This window comes from Cupriavidus sp. 2TAF22, from assembly GCF_052115045.1.
In the GTDB taxonomy this organism is placed as follows: Bacteria; Pseudomonadota; Gammaproteobacteria; order Burkholderiales; family Burkholderiaceae; genus Cupriavidus.
The window spans coordinates 20,576-35,071 of sequence record NZ_JBFRFX010000002.1 but is presented as its reverse complement, the minus strand read 5'-3'; the positions used below and the strand labels follow the sequence as shown (position 1 = coordinate 35,071).

Genomic DNA, 14,496 nt, shown 5'->3' with positions numbered 1-14,496 from the left:
ACATGATCGACTGGATTACCTCGCAAGGTCAGAGTCTGTTCGGCGGCGTCTGGACGCCGCTGTGGATCCTGATTCGCGCCGTGCTCATCGTGGTGCCGCTGCTGCTGTGCGTGGCCTACCTGATCCTGTGGGAGCGCAAGCTGATCGGCTGGATGCACGTGCGTATCGGCCCGAACCGGGTCGGCCCGCTGGGCCTGCTGCAGCCGATCGCCGACGTGCTCAAGCTGCTGCTCAAGGAAGTGATGATGCCCACGCAGGTCAGCCGGGGCATGTACCTGGTTGCCCCGCTGATGGTGCTGATGCCCGCGATCGCGATCTGGGCGGTGGTGCCGTTCCAGGCCGACGTGGTGATGGCGAACGTCAATGCCGGCCTGCTGTACGTGATGGCGATCAGCTCGGTCGGCGTGTACGGCGTGATCCTGGCCGGCTGGGCCTCTAACTCCAAGTATGCGTTCATCGGCGCCATGCGCGCCGCGGCGCAGATGGTGTCGTACGAAATCGCCATGGGCTTCGCCCTGGTGACGGTGCTGATGGTGTCGGGCAGCCTGAACCTGTCGGCTATCGTCAACACGCAGAACACGGGCTACTTCGCCGGCCTCGGGATCAACATCCTCTCGTGGAACTGGCTGCCGCTGCTGCCGATGTTCGGGGTGTACTTCATCTCCGGCGTGGCCGAAACCAACCGCCACCCGTTCGACGTGGTGGAAGGCGAGTCGGAAATCGTGGCCGGCCACATGATCGAATATTCGGGCATGGCGTTCGCGCTGTTCTTCCTGGCCGAGTACATCAACATGATCGTCATCTCCACGATGACCGCGCTGATGTTCCTGGGAGGCTGGGCACCGCCGTTCTCGAGCTTCATCACCAATGCGATCCCGGGCTTCTTCTGGCTGCTGATCAAGGTATTTTTGCTCCTGTCGGTCTTTATCTGGCTGCGCGCCTCGTTCCCGCGCTACCGCTACGACCAGATCATGCGCCTGGGCTGGAAGATCTTCATTCCGCTCACGGTCGGCTGGCTGATCATCGTCGCGATCTGGATCCGGTCGCCGTGGAATATCTGGCACTGAACGGCCAAAGCAGGGGCGCCTCCATGCCAGGCGGCGCCCTGTGGAATTATTAGGAAGCAATCGTCATGCTGCTCGCCATCAAGGACTTCTTCAACAGCCTGCTCCTGAAGGAACTCTTCAAGGGCATGGCTCTGACCGGGCGTTATCTCTTCGCCCGCAAGATCACGGTCCAGTTCCCCGAAGAGAAGACGCCGATCTCGCCGCGTTTCCGTGGCCTGCACGCGCTGCGCCGTTACCCCAACGGCGAAGAGCGCTGCATCGCCTGCAAACTGTGCGAGGCGGTCTGCCCGGCGATGGCCATCACCATCGAGTCGGACGCGCGCGCCGACGGCACCCGCCGCACCACGCGCTACGACATCGACCTGACCAAGTGCATTTTCTGCGGCTTCTGCGAAGAGGCCTGCCCGGTCGACGCCATCGTCGAGACGCATATCCTCGAATACCACGGCGAGAAGCGCGGCGACCTGTATTTCACCAAGGACATGCTGCTGGCCGTGGGCGACCGCTACGAACCGCAGATCGCCGCGGCCAAGGCTGCGGACGCCAAGTACCGCTAAGGCGGCGCAAGACCGGGCGCGCCGGCCGAGTCTGGCCGGCGCTGCCAATGCAATGTGAATCGGGCCCCTTGCGGGGCCAACGAAAAGGATGCCGCAAGGCCAGGCCACCAGAGGTGGCTTGTGCCGGAAGGCTCAAAGAGGATCCGACAGGGACCATGGAACTCACGACCACCATCTTCTACGTCTTTGCGCTGGTGCTGGTGCTCTCCGCACTGAAAGTCATCACCGCGAAGAACCCCGTGCACTCCGCACTGTTCCTCGTGCTGTCGTTCTTTACGGCCGCCGCGATCTGGATGCTGCTGAAGGCCGAATTCCTGGCCATCCTGCTGGTGCTGGTGTACGTGGGCGCCGTGATGGTGCTGTTCCTGTTCGTGGTGATGATGATCGATATCGACATCGAGCACCTGCGACGGGACTTCTGGACCTATGTGCCGCTGGCTTCGGTGGTCGGCGCGCTGATCATCGCCGAGATGGCCACCGTGCTGGTGCGCAACTTCATCGGCACCACCACGCCGCTGAACAACGTCGCGCAAGGCCCGGACTACTCGAATACCGCGGCGCTCGGCAAGCTGATCTACACGGACTATATCTACGCCTTCGAAGTGGCCGGCATCATCCTGCTGGTGGCGATCATCGCCGCCGTCGCGCTGACGCTGCGCCGCCGCAAGGACAACAAGGCACAAGACGTGGGCGAGCAGCTGCGCACCCGCCGCCAGGACCGCGTGCGCCTGGTCTCGATGCCGACGGAAGCCAAGGCGCAAGACGCCGCCGCTGCCGCGAACAAGAACTGAAGCCCGGAGAAACGCTGTGCTATCTCTCGCCCATTTCCTCGTGCTCGGTGCGATCCTTTTCGCCATCAGCATCGTTGGTATTTTCCTGAACCGCAAGAACGTGATCGTGCTGCTGATGGCGATCGAGCTGATGCTGCTTGCGGTCAATATGAACTTCGTCGCCTTCTCGCACTACCTGGGCGACCTGGCTGGTCAGGTTTTCGTTTTCTTCATCCTCACGGTGGCCGCGGCCGAGTCGGCAATCGGTCTGGCAATCCTGGTCGTGCTGTTCCGCAACCTGGACACGATCAACGTGGACGACATGGACACCCTCAAGGGCTGATCCGCATCGCTACGTTATGAACCAAGACCGTTCTCCGACCGCACACCACTAAGCGTCCTATGGCAACCACGCTCGACCCCAACCTGCTACTGGCGATCCCGCTCGCACCGCTAGCCGGTGCAGCCATCGCCGGCCTGTTCGGCACCAAGTTCTTCAGCACGTTCTCCTCGGAGACGCGCGCCGGCCGCTCGCTGGCCCACACCGTGACGATCCTCGGCGTGGCGATCTCCTGCCTGCTGTCGATCATCGTGCTGATGGACGTGCTGAACGGCGCGAGCTTCAACGCCACCGTGTACGAGTGGATGACGATCGGCAGCCTCAAGATGGAAGTGGGCTTCCTGGTCGACTCGCTCACCGCGATGATGATGGTGGTGGTGACCTTCGTCTCGCTGATGGTGCACATCTACACCGTCGGCTACATGGCGGAAGACCCCGGCTACAACCGCTTCTTCGCCTACATCTCGCTGTTCACCTTCTCGATGCTCATGCTGGTCATGAGCAACAACTTCCTGCAGCTGTTCTTCGGCTGGGAAGCGGTGGGCCTGGTGTCCTACCTGCTGATCGGCTTCTGGTACACCCGCCCGACCGCGATCTTCGCCAACCTGAAGGCGTTCCTGGTCAACCGCGTCGGCGACTTCGGCTTCATCCTCGGCATCGGTCTGCTGCTGGCCTACAGCGGCAGCATGAACTACACGGACGTGTTCGGCGCGCGCGAGCAGCTCGCCACGGTGATCTTCCCGGGTACCGACTGGCTGATGATCACGGTCGCCTGCATCTGCCTGTTCATCGGTGCCATGGGCAAGTCGGCCCAGTTCCCGCTGCACGTGTGGCTGCCCGACTCGATGGAAGGCCCGACCCCGATCTCCGCGCTGATCCACGCCGCCACCATGGTGACGGCCGGCATCTTCATGGTCGCGCGCATGTCGCCGCTGTTCGAGCTGTCCGACACCGCGCTGTCCTTCGTGCTGGTGATCGGTGCGATCACGGCGCTGTTCATGGGCTTCCTGGGCATCATCCAGAACGACATCAAGCGCGTGGTGGCTTACTCCACGCTGTCGCAGCTTGGCTACATGACCGTCGCGCTGGGCGCGTCGGCCTACTCGGTGGCGGTGTTCCACCTGATGACGCACGCCTTCTTCAAGGCGCTGCTGTTCCTCGCGGCCGGCTCGGTCATCATCGGCATGCACCATGACCAGGACATCCGCAACATGGGCGGCCTGCGCAAGTACATGCCGATCACCTGGATCACCTCGCTGGTCGGTTCGCTGGCGCTGATCGGCACGCCGTTCTTCGCGGGCTTCTACTCCAAGGACTCGATCATCGAGGCCGTGGCCGAATCCCATATCGCGGGCTCGGGCTTTGCCTACTTCGCGGTGCTGGCCGGTGTGTTCGTCACGGCGTTCTATTCCTTCCGCATGTACTTCCTGGTGTTCCACGGCGAAGAGCGCTTCGGCAAGGAGAACCACGATCAGCACAACCACCATGGCGACCACGAAGACGAGGAAGTCTCGGCCGACCATCACCATGGCCTGGCGCCCGGCGAAAAGCCGCACGAGTCGCCGTGGGTGGTGACCCTGCCGCTGGTGATGCTGGCCATCCCCTCGGTGGTGATCGGTGYGATCGCCATCGGCCCGATGCTGTTCGGCGACTTCTTCAAGAACGGCGTGGCCTTCAAGAACGTGATCTACGTCGGCGAGAACCATCATGCGATGGAAGAGCTGGCCGAAGCCTTCCACGGCTGGGTGGCGATGGGCGTGCATTCGCTGACCACGCCGGTGCTGTGGCTGGCCATCGCGGGCGTGGTGCTGTCGTGGTTCTTCTACATGAAGCGCCCGGATATCCCGGCTGCCATCAAGCAACGTTGCTCGGGCCTGTACACGCTGCTCGACAACAAGTACTACATGGACGCCATCAACGAAGCCGTGTTCGCACGCGGTGCCCGCCTGCTGGGCACCGGCCTCTGGAAGGGCGGCGACCAGGGCCTGATCGACGGCCTGGTGGTCAACGGCGCGGCGCGCGTGGTGGGCTGGTTTGCTTCGGTGAGCCGCTACCTGCAGTCCGGTTACATCTACCACTACGCATTCGCCATGATCCTGGGCATGCTGGTGTTGCTGTCGCTGACGGTGTTCGGCACCTCGTTCGCCACGGTGGGCGCCAAGTAAGGAAAACAAGAAAATGGTTCTGTCTTTCGCTATCTGGCTGCCGATCTTCTTTGGCTTGCTAGTCCTTGCCTCCGGGTCCGATCGCAGTCGCTGCTACGTGCGCTGGGCGGCGCTGTTCGGCTCGGTCGCCAGCTTCATCGTCACGCTGCCCCTGGTCTTGCACTTCGACCGTTCCACGGCTGCCATGCAGTTCGTCGAGAAGGCGGAATGGATCGAGCGCTTCAACATCAACTACCACCTGGGTGTCGACGGCATCTCGATGTGGTTCGTGGTGCTGACCGCCTTCATCACGGTGATCGTGGTGATCTCCGCCTGGGAAGTGATCACCGAGCGCGTGGCCGAGTACATGGCCTCGTTCCTGATCCTGTCGGGCCTGATGATCGGTGTGTTCAGCGCGCTCAACGGCATGCTGTTCTACGTGTTCTTCGAAGCCACCCTGATCCCGATGTACATCATCATCGGCGTGTGGGGCGGCCCGAACCGCGTGTACGCGGCCTTCAAGTTCTTCCTCTACACGCTGCTCGGCTCGCTGCTGACGCTGGTTGCGCTGCTGTACCTGTACAGCAAGACCGGTACCTTCGATATCCTCGAATGGCACCAGGCCAAGCTGTCCATGAACGAGCAGATCGGCCTGTTCATCGCCTTCTTCCTGGCTTTCGCGGTCAAGGTGCCGATGTGGCCGGTCCACACCTGGCTGCCCGACGCTCACGTGGAAGCGCCGACCGGCGGCTCGGTGGTGCTGGCGGCCATCATGCTGAAGCTGGGTGCCTACGGCTTCCTGCGGTTCTCGCTGCCGATCGCACCCGACGCCAGCCATAGCATGGCAGCCTTCATCATCACCATTTCGCTGATCGCGGTGATCTACATCGGCCTGGTCGCGCTGGTGCAGGCGGACATGAAGAAGCTGGTGGCGTATTCGTCGATCGCCCACATGGGTTTCGTCACGCTCGGTTTCTTCATCTTCAACGAGATCGGCATCGAGGGCGGCATTATCCAGATGATCTCGCACGGCTTTATCTCGGGCGCCATGTTCCTTTGCATCGGCGTGCTGTATGACCGCGTGCATTCGCGCCAGATCGCCGACTACGGCGGCGTGGTGAACACCATGCCGAAGTTCGCCGCGCTGTCGGTGTTCTTCGCCATGGCCAACTGCGGCCTGCCGGCCACCTCGGGTTTCGTCGGCGAGTTCATGGTGATCCTGGGTGCGGTCAAGTTCAACTTCTGGATCGGCCTGCTGGCTGCCACCGCGCTGATCCTGGGCGCCGCCTATTCGCTGTGGATGGTCAAGCGCGTGATCTTCGGCGACGTGGTGCACAAGCACGTGGCCGAGTTGATCGACCTGAACAAGCGCGAGTTCTTCATGCTCGGCCTGCTGGCGATCATGACCCTGTACATGGGCCTGTATCCGAAACCCTTCACCGATGTGATGCACGCTTCCGTGGTGAACCTGCTGTCGCACGTGGCGCAGTCGAAGCTGTAATCGGGGAGAGAAACAAACATGCAACCGTCCTCGACAATGGCACCTGTGGCGCCAATCATCTTCCTGGCGATCGCGATCGCCGCGGTCAACTGGATCGATCTGGCCCGCGGCAGCAAGCGCACGAGCCTGGCCTATCCGCTGTCGCTGCTGATCACGCTCGTGCTGACCGTATGGTTCGGCCTCAACGCAGCCGCCGGCGAAACCAACTACGCCTTCGCCAACCTGGTGGTGGTGGACCCGATGGCCAACGTGCTGTCGGCCTTTTGCTCGGCCGCGCTGTTCATCACGCTGGTCTATACCCGCAGCTACCTGGCCGACCGCGAGATGTTCAGCGGCGAGTTCTACATGCTCGCGCTGTTCACGCTCGGCGGCCAGATCGTCATGATCACCGGCAACAACTTCCTGACCCTGTACCTGGGCCTGGAACTGCTGTCGCTGGCGTCGTATGCGCTGGTGGCCCTGCGCCGCGACAACCGCGTGACATCGGAATCCGCCATCAAGTATTTCGTGCTGGGCGCGCTGGCTTCGGGCTTCCTGCTGTATGGCATGTCCATGCTGTATGGCGCCACCGGTTCGCTGAACCTGGGCGAAGTGTTCCGCGTGGTGGAGTCGGGCCGCGTGAATACCACCATGCTGGCGTTCGGCGTGGTCTTCCTGGTGGCCGGCATTGCGTTCAAGATGGGCGCCGCGCCGTTCCACATGTGGATCCCGGACATCTACCAGGGCTCGCCGACCGCGGTGACGCTGCTGATCGCGGGTGCGCCGAAGCTGGCCGCGTTCGCCATGGCGCTGCGCCTGCTGGTCGAAGGCCTGCTGCCGCTGGCGGTGGACTGGCAGCTGATGCTGGCCGTGCTGGCCGTGGCCTCGCTGGCCATCGGCAACCTGACCGCCATCGTGCAGACCAACCTGAAGCGGATGCTGGCGTACTCCACCATCTCGCACATGGGTTTCCTGCTGCTGGGCATGCTGTCCGGCGTGGCTGACGGGCGTGCCGACGGTGCCGCCGGCGCCTATGGCGCGTCGATGTTCTACGCCGTGACCTACGTGCTGACCACGCTGGGCACCTTCGGCATCGTGCTGCTGCGCGCCGGCAAGGACTTCGAAGCCGAGACCCTGGACGACCTCAAGGGCCTGTCGCGCAAGAACCCCTGGTACGCGCTGCTGATGCTGGTGATGATGTTCTCGCTGGCCGGCATCCCGCCGACCATGGGCTTCTACGCCAAGCTGGCCGTGCTGGAAGCGGTCGTCAAGAGCGGCATGACCTGGCTGGCCGTGGTGGCGGTGCTGTTCTCGCTGATCGGCGCGTTCTACTACCTGCGCGTGGTCAAGCTGATGTACTTCGATGCGCCGGCAGACGATCGCAAGCTCGAATCGACCTTCGGCCTGCGCTCGATGCTGAGCCTGAACGGCGCGGTCATCATCGCCCTGGGCGTGTTCCCGTCGGCGCTGATGAACCTGTGCTACCAGGCTATCCGCGCCTCGCTGGCGTCCTGAAGCAAAGGCGGCACAGGCATATGAGTTCGTCCGCGGCAGGCTGGTTTGTCATCTTGCTGGCACTCGTCTGTGCCAACCTGCCGTTCGTCAACCAGCGCCTGTTCGTCCTGGTGCCGCTGCGCTTCGCCCGGAAGCCGCTGTGGATCAGGCTGGCCGAGTTGATCACCTGGTACGTGGGCGCCGGCCTGGCCGGCTTTGCGGTGGAGGCGGGGCTCGGCAACGCATTCCCGCAGGGCTGGCAGTTCTACGCCATCACTGCCTGCATGATGCTGGTGTTCGCCTTCCCCGGCTTCACCTGGCAATACCTCGTCAAACATCGCGCGGCCTGAGGCCCGGGCAGTGAAGACGCCCGGCCGGCCGCATCCGGACCCGGAGCTTTCATGAGCCACAAGATGGACACGGCCGCGGCCCTCGCGGACACCGACAACGACGATCTCGCCGCCGGCGGCGATCTGGCCCTGAAGGAAACCTGCGTGGCGTCCGCCACGCTGCACCAGGGCAAATTCCTCACGCTCAAGCAGGACATCGTCAGGCTGCCCGACGGCAAGCATGCCGGGCGCGAGTACGTGCTGCATCCGGGCGCGGTGATGATGATCCCGCTGTTCGACGACGGCAGCGTGCTGCTGGAGCGGCAGTTCCGCTATCCGGTCGGCGAGGTGATGCTTGAGTTTCCCGCCGGCAAGCTCGATGCCCAGGAAGGCGCGCAGCGCTGCGGCGAGCGCGAGCTGCGGGAGGAAACCGGCTACAGCGCCCGGCGCTGGGACTACCTCACGCGCATCCACCCCGTCATCTCGTATTCCACCGAGTTCATCGACATCTTCCTCGCGCGCGACCTGAGCGCGGGCGCCGCCGAGCTCGACGAGGGCGAATTCCTCGAGACCTTCATCGCGCCGGCCGGGCAGGTGATCGACTGGGTGCGCCGCGGACGCATCACCGACGTCAAAACCATCATCGGCGCCTTCTGGCTGGAGAAAGTGATCTCCGGGGCCTGGCAGCCCGGCGAGCAAGCGCTGCCCGGCTTGCGCTGAGCCCCGGCGGCGATCCCTCCAGGCCATGCCCGGCAAGCTGCCGGGCATGCGCGTAGAATCCCATTCCTTAGCCGTGCCATTGCGACCATGCCCCCGGTTCTGGCGCCGTACCAAGCGGTTGTGCCAAGCCGGCGGCGCAAGGTCGCAAAAAAATTAGCACGACCGTTCACAAAATTCCGTTTCGCGGATACTATAGCTTTCGACGGGCTGGAAACATCATGAAGGTGCTCGACCTGCGTTGTGCGCAAGACCATCGTTTCGAGGGCTGGTTTGCTTCGGAGGACGATGCGCAAGCGCAGATTCTGCAGAAACTCGTCCAATGCCCCATCTGCGCGGACCATGCCATCACCCGGTTGCCCAGCGCGCCGCGCCTGAACCTGTCAGGCGCGACCGCGGCACCGGCGGGCAGGCCGGCCGAGGCGAAAGCCCCGGCCGCGGCTGCCGTGACCCTGCAGTCGCTTTACATGAAGGCGGTCAGGCAGGTACTGGCGCAGACGGAGGATGTGGGCGAACGCTTTGCCGAAGAGGCCAGGCGCATGCATTACGACGAGACACCGGAACGCGGCATCCGCGGCACGGCGTCCCCGGACGAAGTGCAGGCGCTTGCCGAAGAGGGCATCGATACCTTCCAGCTCGTGGTGCCGGATGCGCTCAAGCAGACGGCTCACTGAATAGCGTCCTGTGCCCGCGGCAGTGTCTTGCCGGCGCATGACGCGCTAGCTAGAACAATATGCCGGTCTCACACCGGCATCACTGGAGACGGGCATGGATCTCAACTACTCGGCGGCCGACGATGCCTTCCGCGCGGAAGTGCGCGGCTGGCTGGAGGCCACTCTGCCGGCCGACATCAGCAGCAAGATTCTCAACCATCGTCGCCCGAACCGCGACGACCTGGTGCGCTGGCACAAGCTGCTGGCAGGCCGCGGCTGGTCCGCGCCGCACTGGCCCGTGCAGTACGGAGGCACCGGCTGGAACGCCACCCAGCGCCATATCTGGGACGAGGAAAATGCCCGCGTCGGCGCGCCCGGCGTGCTGCCCTTCGGCGTGGCCATGGTCGCGCCGGTGATCATGAAGTACGGCAGCGAGGAGCAGAAGCAGTACTTCCTCCCGCGCATCCTGGACTGCACCGACTGGTGGTGCCAGGGCTACTCCGAGCCGGGTTCGGGCTCCGACCTGGCGTCGGTGAAGACCCGCGCCGAGCTGACCTCGGACGGCAAGCACTACATCGTCAACGGCCAGAAGACCTGGACCACGCTCGGCCAGCACGCCGACATGATCTTCTGCCTGGTCCGCACCGATCCCGAAGCCAAGAAGCAGGAAGGCATCTCCTTCCTGCTGATCGACATGAAGACCCCGGGCATCACCGTGCGCCCGATCATCATGCTCGACGAAGAGCATGAAGTGAACGAAGTGTTCTTCGACAACGTCCAGGTGCCGGTGGAGAACCGCGTGGGCGAAGAGAACCGCGGCTGGACCTATGCCAAGTACCTGCTCGGCCACGAGCGCACCGGCATCGCCCGCGTGGGCAACTCCAAGCGCGAGCTGGGCTTCCTCAAGCGCGTCGCCAAGCAGCAGCAGAAGAACGGCCGCCCGCTGCTCGAAGACCCGCTGTTCGGCGCCAAGGTCGCCGCGCTGGAAATCGAACTGATGGCGCTGGAACTGACCGTGCTGCGCGTGGTATCGAGCGAGAGCGCCGGCAAGGGCCCCGGCCCCGAGGCCTCGATGCTCAAGATCAAGGGCACCGAGATCCAGCAGATGCTGACCGAGCTGATGGTGGAGGCCGTCGGCCCCTACGCGCAGCCGTTCGACACGGCCTACCTGGAGTGCGAGCACGAACATGCCGTCACCGGCTACGACGATGCCGCGCCGCTGGCCGCCTACTACTTCAACTATCGCAAGACCTCCATCTACGGCGGGTCCAACGAAATTCAGAAGAACATCATCAGCCAGATGATCCTGGGGCTGTGAGGAGACACGCGATATGAACTTCAATCTCAGCGACGAACAGAAGCAACTGGCCGATGCCATCCACCGCTTCATCGACAAGAGCTACGACTTCGAGACCCGCAAGAAGGGCATCAAGACCGCCAGCGGCCATGGCGATGCAGCCTGGGGCGCGCTGGTCGAGCTCGGCCTGACCGCGCTGCCGGTGCCCGAAGCGCAGGGCGGCTTCTCGGGTACGGCGGTCGACATGATGGTGGTGCAGCAGGAACTGGGCCGCGGCCTGGTGGTGGAGCCGTACTTCGCCACCGTGGTCGGCGCCTACGCGCTCAAGCTGGCCGGCGGCCAGGATGCGCTGCTGGAGCAGGTCGCCGGTGGCGAGCTGAAGCTGGCCGTGGCATTCAACGAGCCGCACGCCCGCTACGCGCTCAACGACGTGCGCGTCACCGCGAAGGACGGCAAGCTCAACGGCCGCAAGTCCGTGGTCATCCACGGCGCGCAGGCCGGCCGCCTGATCGTCTCGGCCCGCACCTCCGGTGCCGATGCCGACACCGGCGGCATCTCGCTGTTCCTGGTCGATCCCAAGGCCGCCGGCGTCAGCATCACCGACTACCGCACCATCGACAACCTGCGCGCAGCCGATATCACCTTCAAGGATGCGCAGGGCGAGCTGCTGGGCACTGCCGGTGCCGCCTGGGACGTGATCGAGCAGGTGGCCGACTACGCCGCCGTGCTGCTGTGCGCGGAAGCCGTCGGCGTGATCGACACGCTCAACGCCGCCACGCTGGAATACGCCAAGACCCGCCAGCAATTCGGCCAGCCCATCGCGCGCTTCCAGGCGCTGCAGCATCGCATGGTGGAGATGTTCATCCATGCCGAGCAGTCGCGCTCGATCACGCTGCTGGCCGCCGCCAAGTTCGACGAGGCCAGCCCCGAAGAGCGCCGTCGCCTGGCTTCCGCGGCCAAGGCGCGCGTCGGCCAGGCCGCACGCTCGGTCGGCCAGGAAGCGGTGCAGATCCACGGTGGCATGGGCGTGACCGACGAATTGCCGGCCGCGCACATGTTCAAGCGCCTGACGCTGATCAACACCACCTTCGGCGATGTCGATCACCATCTGGGCCGCTTCGCGACCCAGCCCGGCTTCCTGGAAACTGCCTGATCCAGGTCGAAGACAAGAACCGCGCCGTAGTCCAGGCGCGGTTTTTTCATTCTGCAGTGGCCGTAGACGGAACGATCCATGCCCACCCTGTATTTCGAAGACTTCGCCGTCGGCAGCAAGTGCGACCTCGGCTCCCGCCTGGTGACCGAGGAGGAGATCCTCGCCTTCGCGCGCCAGTATGATCCCCAGCCCTTCCATATCGACAAGGAAGCGGCGCAGGACAGCATCTACAAGGGCCTGATCTCGAGCGGCTGGATGACCTGCTCGATCATGATGCGGCTGCTGGTGGACAGCATGACCACCGGTGCGGCCAGCATGGGCTCGCCCGGCGTGGACGAGATCCGCTGGCTCAAGCCGGTCTATGCCGGCGATACGCTGAGCGTGTCGCTGGTGGTGCTCGACGCGCGCGCATCGGCCTCCAGGCCGGACCGCGGCGTGGTGCACACGCAATGGGAAGCCACCAACCAGCGCGGCGAGCTGGTCTGCACGGTCAAGGGCATGGGCATGTACGGCCGCCGCCCGGTCTGAGAGGCCGTTGCCAGCCCGCGGACATCAAGGCATCATCTGGCCGCACCGACGCCGATCGCGGCCGCCGCTCACCACCACAACAACGAGGAGACATCATGCGTACCATCGCTTCGCTCGAAGAACTGGAAAGCCTGCAGGGCCAGGAAGTGGCCACCAGCGACTGGATCGAGATCACCCAGCAACAGGTCAACCAGTTCGCCGAAGCCACCGGCGATCATCAATGGATCCATATCGACGTGGAGCGCGCCCGCCGCGAATCGCCGTTCGGCGGACCGGTGGCGCACGGCTTCCTGACGCTGTCGCTGCTGCCGGCCTTCATGCATAACGCGCTGGACATGCCCGGCGTAAAGATGGGCGTGAACTACGGGCTGAACCGCGTGCGCTTCACCGCGCCGGTGCCGGTCGGCAGCCGCCTGCGCGCGCGCGTGAAACTGCTGTCGGTGGAGCGCCTGGAGCCGCTGCCCAACGCGCCCGGCCTGGTCGGCGCACAGTCGAACTGGGAGGTCACGGTCGAGCGCGAAGGCAGCGACCGGCCCGTGTGCGTGGCGGAATCGATCAGCCGCCGCTATTCGTAGTCCTCGCGACGCGGCCGCGGCGGCGAGCCCGCCCCGGCCGCGTGCCTGCCTCAGGCCGGCGACCGCGCCGGCATCATCTCCTGCGTGGCCCTTGCCAGCGCCTTTGCCGAGCGCTCCGGATTCAGCCACAGCAAGCCCATCGCACCGCTGACGAGCAGGAGCAGGGCGTTGATGGTGAAGCCCACGTCGAAGCCGCCGTTCATGCCGTGGCGCTGCACCAGCTGCCCCATCACCGCCGGCGCCACGATGCCCGCCAGCGAAATCACCGCGGTATGGATCGACAGCACGCTGCCGCGCTGCGCTTCGGGCACGACCTGGGCCAGCATGGCGGGCGAGAGTGCATAGGCCACCGGCGGCAGCGCGCCCGCCACCGCCAGCAGCAGGACCATCGGCACCGGCGACAGCGTCACCGATTCGATCACCAGGTACATCACGCCGCCCGCCATGGCCGGGACTGAAATCAGGACGCCGCGCGCCAGCCGCGAAGAGGCGCCATTGCGCAGCATGCGCTGCGACAGCCAGCTCAGCACCAGCGTGGTCGGCATGGCCGCCACCACGATCACCGCGTACCAGCGGCCCGTGGCCACCGGGTTGAAGCCGAGTCCCTTCTCCATCCACGCCGGCAGCCATGTCAGCGCGAGCGCGAGTGCCCAGTAGGCGCAGAAGTTCAGCGCCATGCACGACAGCACGGTCGGGTCACGGAAGATGCGCCGGTAGGGCAGCCGCGCGGCGGGCGCGCCGCCGCCCGCATGTTGCGCCGCGGGCTGGGTCAGCGAGCCTTCGCGGCCCACGCAGAGCCACATCACGCTCCACGCCGCGCCGATCGCGCCGAGGACGATGAAGTTGGCGCGCCAGCCCCACTGCAGCGACACCAGCGGAATCGCCAGGCCCGCCACCAGCAGGCCCACCGTGGCGCCCTGGTTCACCACCGCCACGGGCAGGTTGCGCTTGTGGTCGGGAAACCATTTGTAGAGCGCATGCACGGAGATCGGGAAGGCCGGACCCTCCGCCGCGCCCAGCAGCATGCGGCACACCAGGATGGTCATGGCCGAGCCGGCCAGCACCACGGGCACCTGCAGTACCGCCCATGCCACGCCCATCGCCAGCAGCAGCCAGCGCGTGGCAACGCGGTTGGAGAGAAAGCCCACCAGCACGGTGGACAGCGCGAACAGCCAGAAGAAGCTGCTGGCGACCAGTCCGAATTCCGCGGGCGACAGCTTCAGGTCCGCCATCATCGGCACGGCGACCATGCCCAGTACGATCTTGTCGAGGAAGTTGATCAGCGCGAGCCAGGTCAGCATCGAAGCCATGGCCCAGGCGCGACGCGGCTGGTAGGACGAGGGAAGGTTCATGGGTATGCGCGGTGGGTGGCAGGGAAGAGGCGGGTGGGAA

General features: G+C 64.8%; 15 protein-coding genes. 14 read left to right on the top strand and 1 reads right to left on the bottom strand.

Translation table 11 applies throughout. The features are described from left to right. The first annotated feature begins 2 nt into the window (after positions 1–2). The 14 genes from nuoH (at position 3) to AB4Z48_RS02610 (ending at position 13,104) form a co-directional block, all read left to right on the top strand. Positions 3–1,067 carry an NADH-quinone oxidoreductase subunit NuoH gene (gene nuoH, locus AB4Z48_RS02675; protein WP_441612319.1) on the top strand — a complete coding sequence of 355 codons (1,065 nt, stop codon included), beginning with the start codon at positions 3–5 and terminating at the stop codon, positions 1,065–1,067. A gap of 65 nt (positions 1,068–1,132) precedes the next feature. Next, a complete protein-coding gene (nuoI, locus tag AB4Z48_RS02670; protein WP_441612318.1) occupies positions 1,133–1,624 on the top strand; it encodes an NADH-quinone oxidoreductase subunit NuoI in 492 nt (163 codons plus the stop codon). A 155-nt stretch (positions 1,625–1,779) separates the two neighbouring features. Further along, positions 1,780–2,415: an NADH-quinone oxidoreductase subunit J gene (locus AB4Z48_RS02665; protein WP_441612317.1), complete on the top strand. Its 636-nt coding sequence runs from the start codon at positions 1,780–1,782 to the stop codon at positions 2,413–2,415. A gap of 16 nt (positions 2,416–2,431) precedes the next feature. Beyond that, positions 2,432–2,737, top strand: coding sequence for an NADH-quinone oxidoreductase subunit NuoK (gene nuoK, locus AB4Z48_RS02660; protein WP_006156828.1), 306 nt, complete (start codon positions 2,432–2,434; stop codon positions 2,735–2,737). Between the two features lie 59 nt (positions 2,738–2,796). After that, positions 2,797–4,899, top strand: coding sequence for an NADH-quinone oxidoreductase subunit L (nuoL, locus tag AB4Z48_RS02655; RefSeq protein ID WP_441612316.1), 2,103 nt, complete (start codon positions 2,797–2,799; stop codon positions 4,897–4,899). Between the two features lie 13 nt (positions 4,900–4,912). Continuing rightward, on the top strand, positions 4,913–6,379 hold the full coding sequence (locus AB4Z48_RS02650) for an NADH-quinone oxidoreductase subunit M (protein ID WP_441612314.1): 1,467 nt from the start codon (positions 4,913–4,915) through the stop codon (positions 6,377–6,379). Positions 6,380–6,397: 18 nt separating this feature from the next. After that, positions 6,398–7,873: an NADH-quinone oxidoreductase subunit NuoN gene (nuoN, locus tag AB4Z48_RS02645; RefSeq protein WP_441612313.1), complete on the top strand. Its 1,476-nt coding sequence runs from the start codon at positions 6,398–6,400 to the stop codon at positions 7,871–7,873. A gap of 20 nt (positions 7,874–7,893) precedes the next feature. After that, positions 7,894–8,202 carry a DUF2818 family protein gene (locus tag AB4Z48_RS02640; RefSeq protein ID WP_441612312.1) on the top strand — a complete coding sequence of 103 codons (309 nt, stop codon included), beginning with the start codon at positions 7,894–7,896 and terminating at the stop codon, positions 8,200–8,202. A 51-nt stretch (positions 8,203–8,253) separates the two neighbouring features. Then, complete coding sequence (locus tag AB4Z48_RS02635) at positions 8,254–8,901, top strand: NUDIX domain-containing protein (RefSeq protein WP_441612310.1); 648 nt, start codon at positions 8,254–8,256, stop codon at positions 8,899–8,901. A 218-nt stretch (positions 8,902–9,119) separates the two neighbouring features. Continuing rightward, positions 9,120–9,572, top strand: a complete 453-nt coding sequence (locus tag AB4Z48_RS02630) for a DUF1178 family protein (protein WP_441612309.1) — start codon at positions 9,120–9,122, stop codon at positions 9,570–9,572. Positions 9,573–9,666: 94 nt separating this feature from the next. After that, positions 9,667–10,869: an acyl-CoA dehydrogenase family protein gene (locus AB4Z48_RS02625; RefSeq protein WP_441612308.1), complete on the top strand. Its 1,203-nt coding sequence runs from the start codon at positions 9,667–9,669 to the stop codon at positions 10,867–10,869. A gap of 13 nt (positions 10,870–10,882) precedes the next feature. Beyond that, on the top strand, positions 10,883–12,001 hold the full coding sequence (locus tag AB4Z48_RS02620) for an acyl-CoA dehydrogenase family protein (protein ID WP_441612307.1): 1,119 nt from the start codon (positions 10,883–10,885) through the stop codon (positions 11,999–12,001). A 78-nt stretch (positions 12,002–12,079) separates the two neighbouring features. Next, a complete protein-coding gene (locus tag AB4Z48_RS02615; RefSeq protein ID WP_441612306.1) occupies positions 12,080–12,529 on the top strand; it encodes a MaoC family dehydratase in 450 nt (149 codons plus the stop codon). A 95-nt stretch (positions 12,530–12,624) separates the two neighbouring features. Then, the gene (locus AB4Z48_RS02610) at positions 12,625–13,104 is read left to right on the top strand and encodes a MaoC family dehydratase (RefSeq protein WP_441612305.1); all 480 of its coding nucleotides are present in this window, start codon (positions 12,625–12,627) and stop codon (positions 13,102–13,104) included. A 50-nt stretch (positions 13,105–13,154) separates the two neighbouring features. Here AB4Z48_RS02610 and AB4Z48_RS02605 read toward each other — a convergent pair whose 3' ends face one another. Next, the gene (locus tag AB4Z48_RS02605) at positions 13,155–14,456 is read right to left on the bottom strand and encodes an MFS transporter (protein WP_441612304.1); all 1,302 of its coding nucleotides are present in this window, start codon (positions 14,454–14,456) and stop codon (positions 13,155–13,157) included. Between the last annotated feature and the right edge of the window lie 40 nt (positions 14,457–14,496).

Coding starts and splice junctions, on each gene's coding strand:
- AB4Z48_RS02620 (WP_441612307.1), top strand. CDS start 10,883: ATGAACTTCAATCTCAGCGACGAACAGAAGCAACTGGCCGATGCCATC.
- AB4Z48_RS02650 (WP_441612314.1), top strand. CDS start 4,913: ATGGTTCTGTCTTTCGCTATCTGGCTGCCGATCTTCTTTGGCTTGCTA.
- AB4Z48_RS02610 (WP_441612305.1), top strand. CDS start 12,625: ATGCGTACCATCGCTTCGCTCGAAGAACTGGAAAGCCTGCAGGGCCAG.
- AB4Z48_RS02615 (WP_441612306.1), top strand. CDS start 12,080: ATGCCCACCCTGTATTTCGAAGACTTCGCCGTCGGCAGCAAGTGCGAC.
- AB4Z48_RS02625 (WP_441612308.1), top strand. CDS start 9,667: ATGGATCTCAACTACTCGGCGGCCGACGATGCCTTCCGCGCGGAAGTG.
- nuoI (WP_441612318.1), top strand. CDS start 1,133: ATGCTGCTCGCCATCAAGGACTTCTTCAACAGCCTGCTCCTGAAGGAA.
- AB4Z48_RS02605 (WP_441612304.1), bottom strand. CDS start 14,456: ATGAACCTTCCCTCGTCCTACCAGCCGCGTCGCGCCTGGGCCATGGCT.
- AB4Z48_RS02665 (WP_441612317.1), top strand. CDS start 1,780: ATGGAACTCACGACCACCATCTTCTACGTCTTTGCGCTGGTGCTGGTG.
- nuoH (WP_441612319.1), top strand. CDS start 3: ATGATCGACTGGATTACCTCGCAAGGTCAGAGTCTGTTCGGCGGCGTC.
- AB4Z48_RS02630 (WP_441612309.1), top strand. CDS start 9,120: ATGAAGGTGCTCGACCTGCGTTGTGCGCAAGACCATCGTTTCGAGGGC.
- AB4Z48_RS02635 (WP_441612310.1), top strand. CDS start 8,254: ATGAGCCACAAGATGGACACGGCCGCGGCCCTCGCGGACACCGACAAC.
- AB4Z48_RS02640 (WP_441612312.1), top strand. CDS start 7,894: ATGAGTTCGTCCGCGGCAGGCTGGTTTGTCATCTTGCTGGCACTCGTC.
- nuoN (WP_441612313.1), top strand. CDS start 6,398: ATGCAACCGTCCTCGACAATGGCACCTGTGGCGCCAATCATCTTCCTG.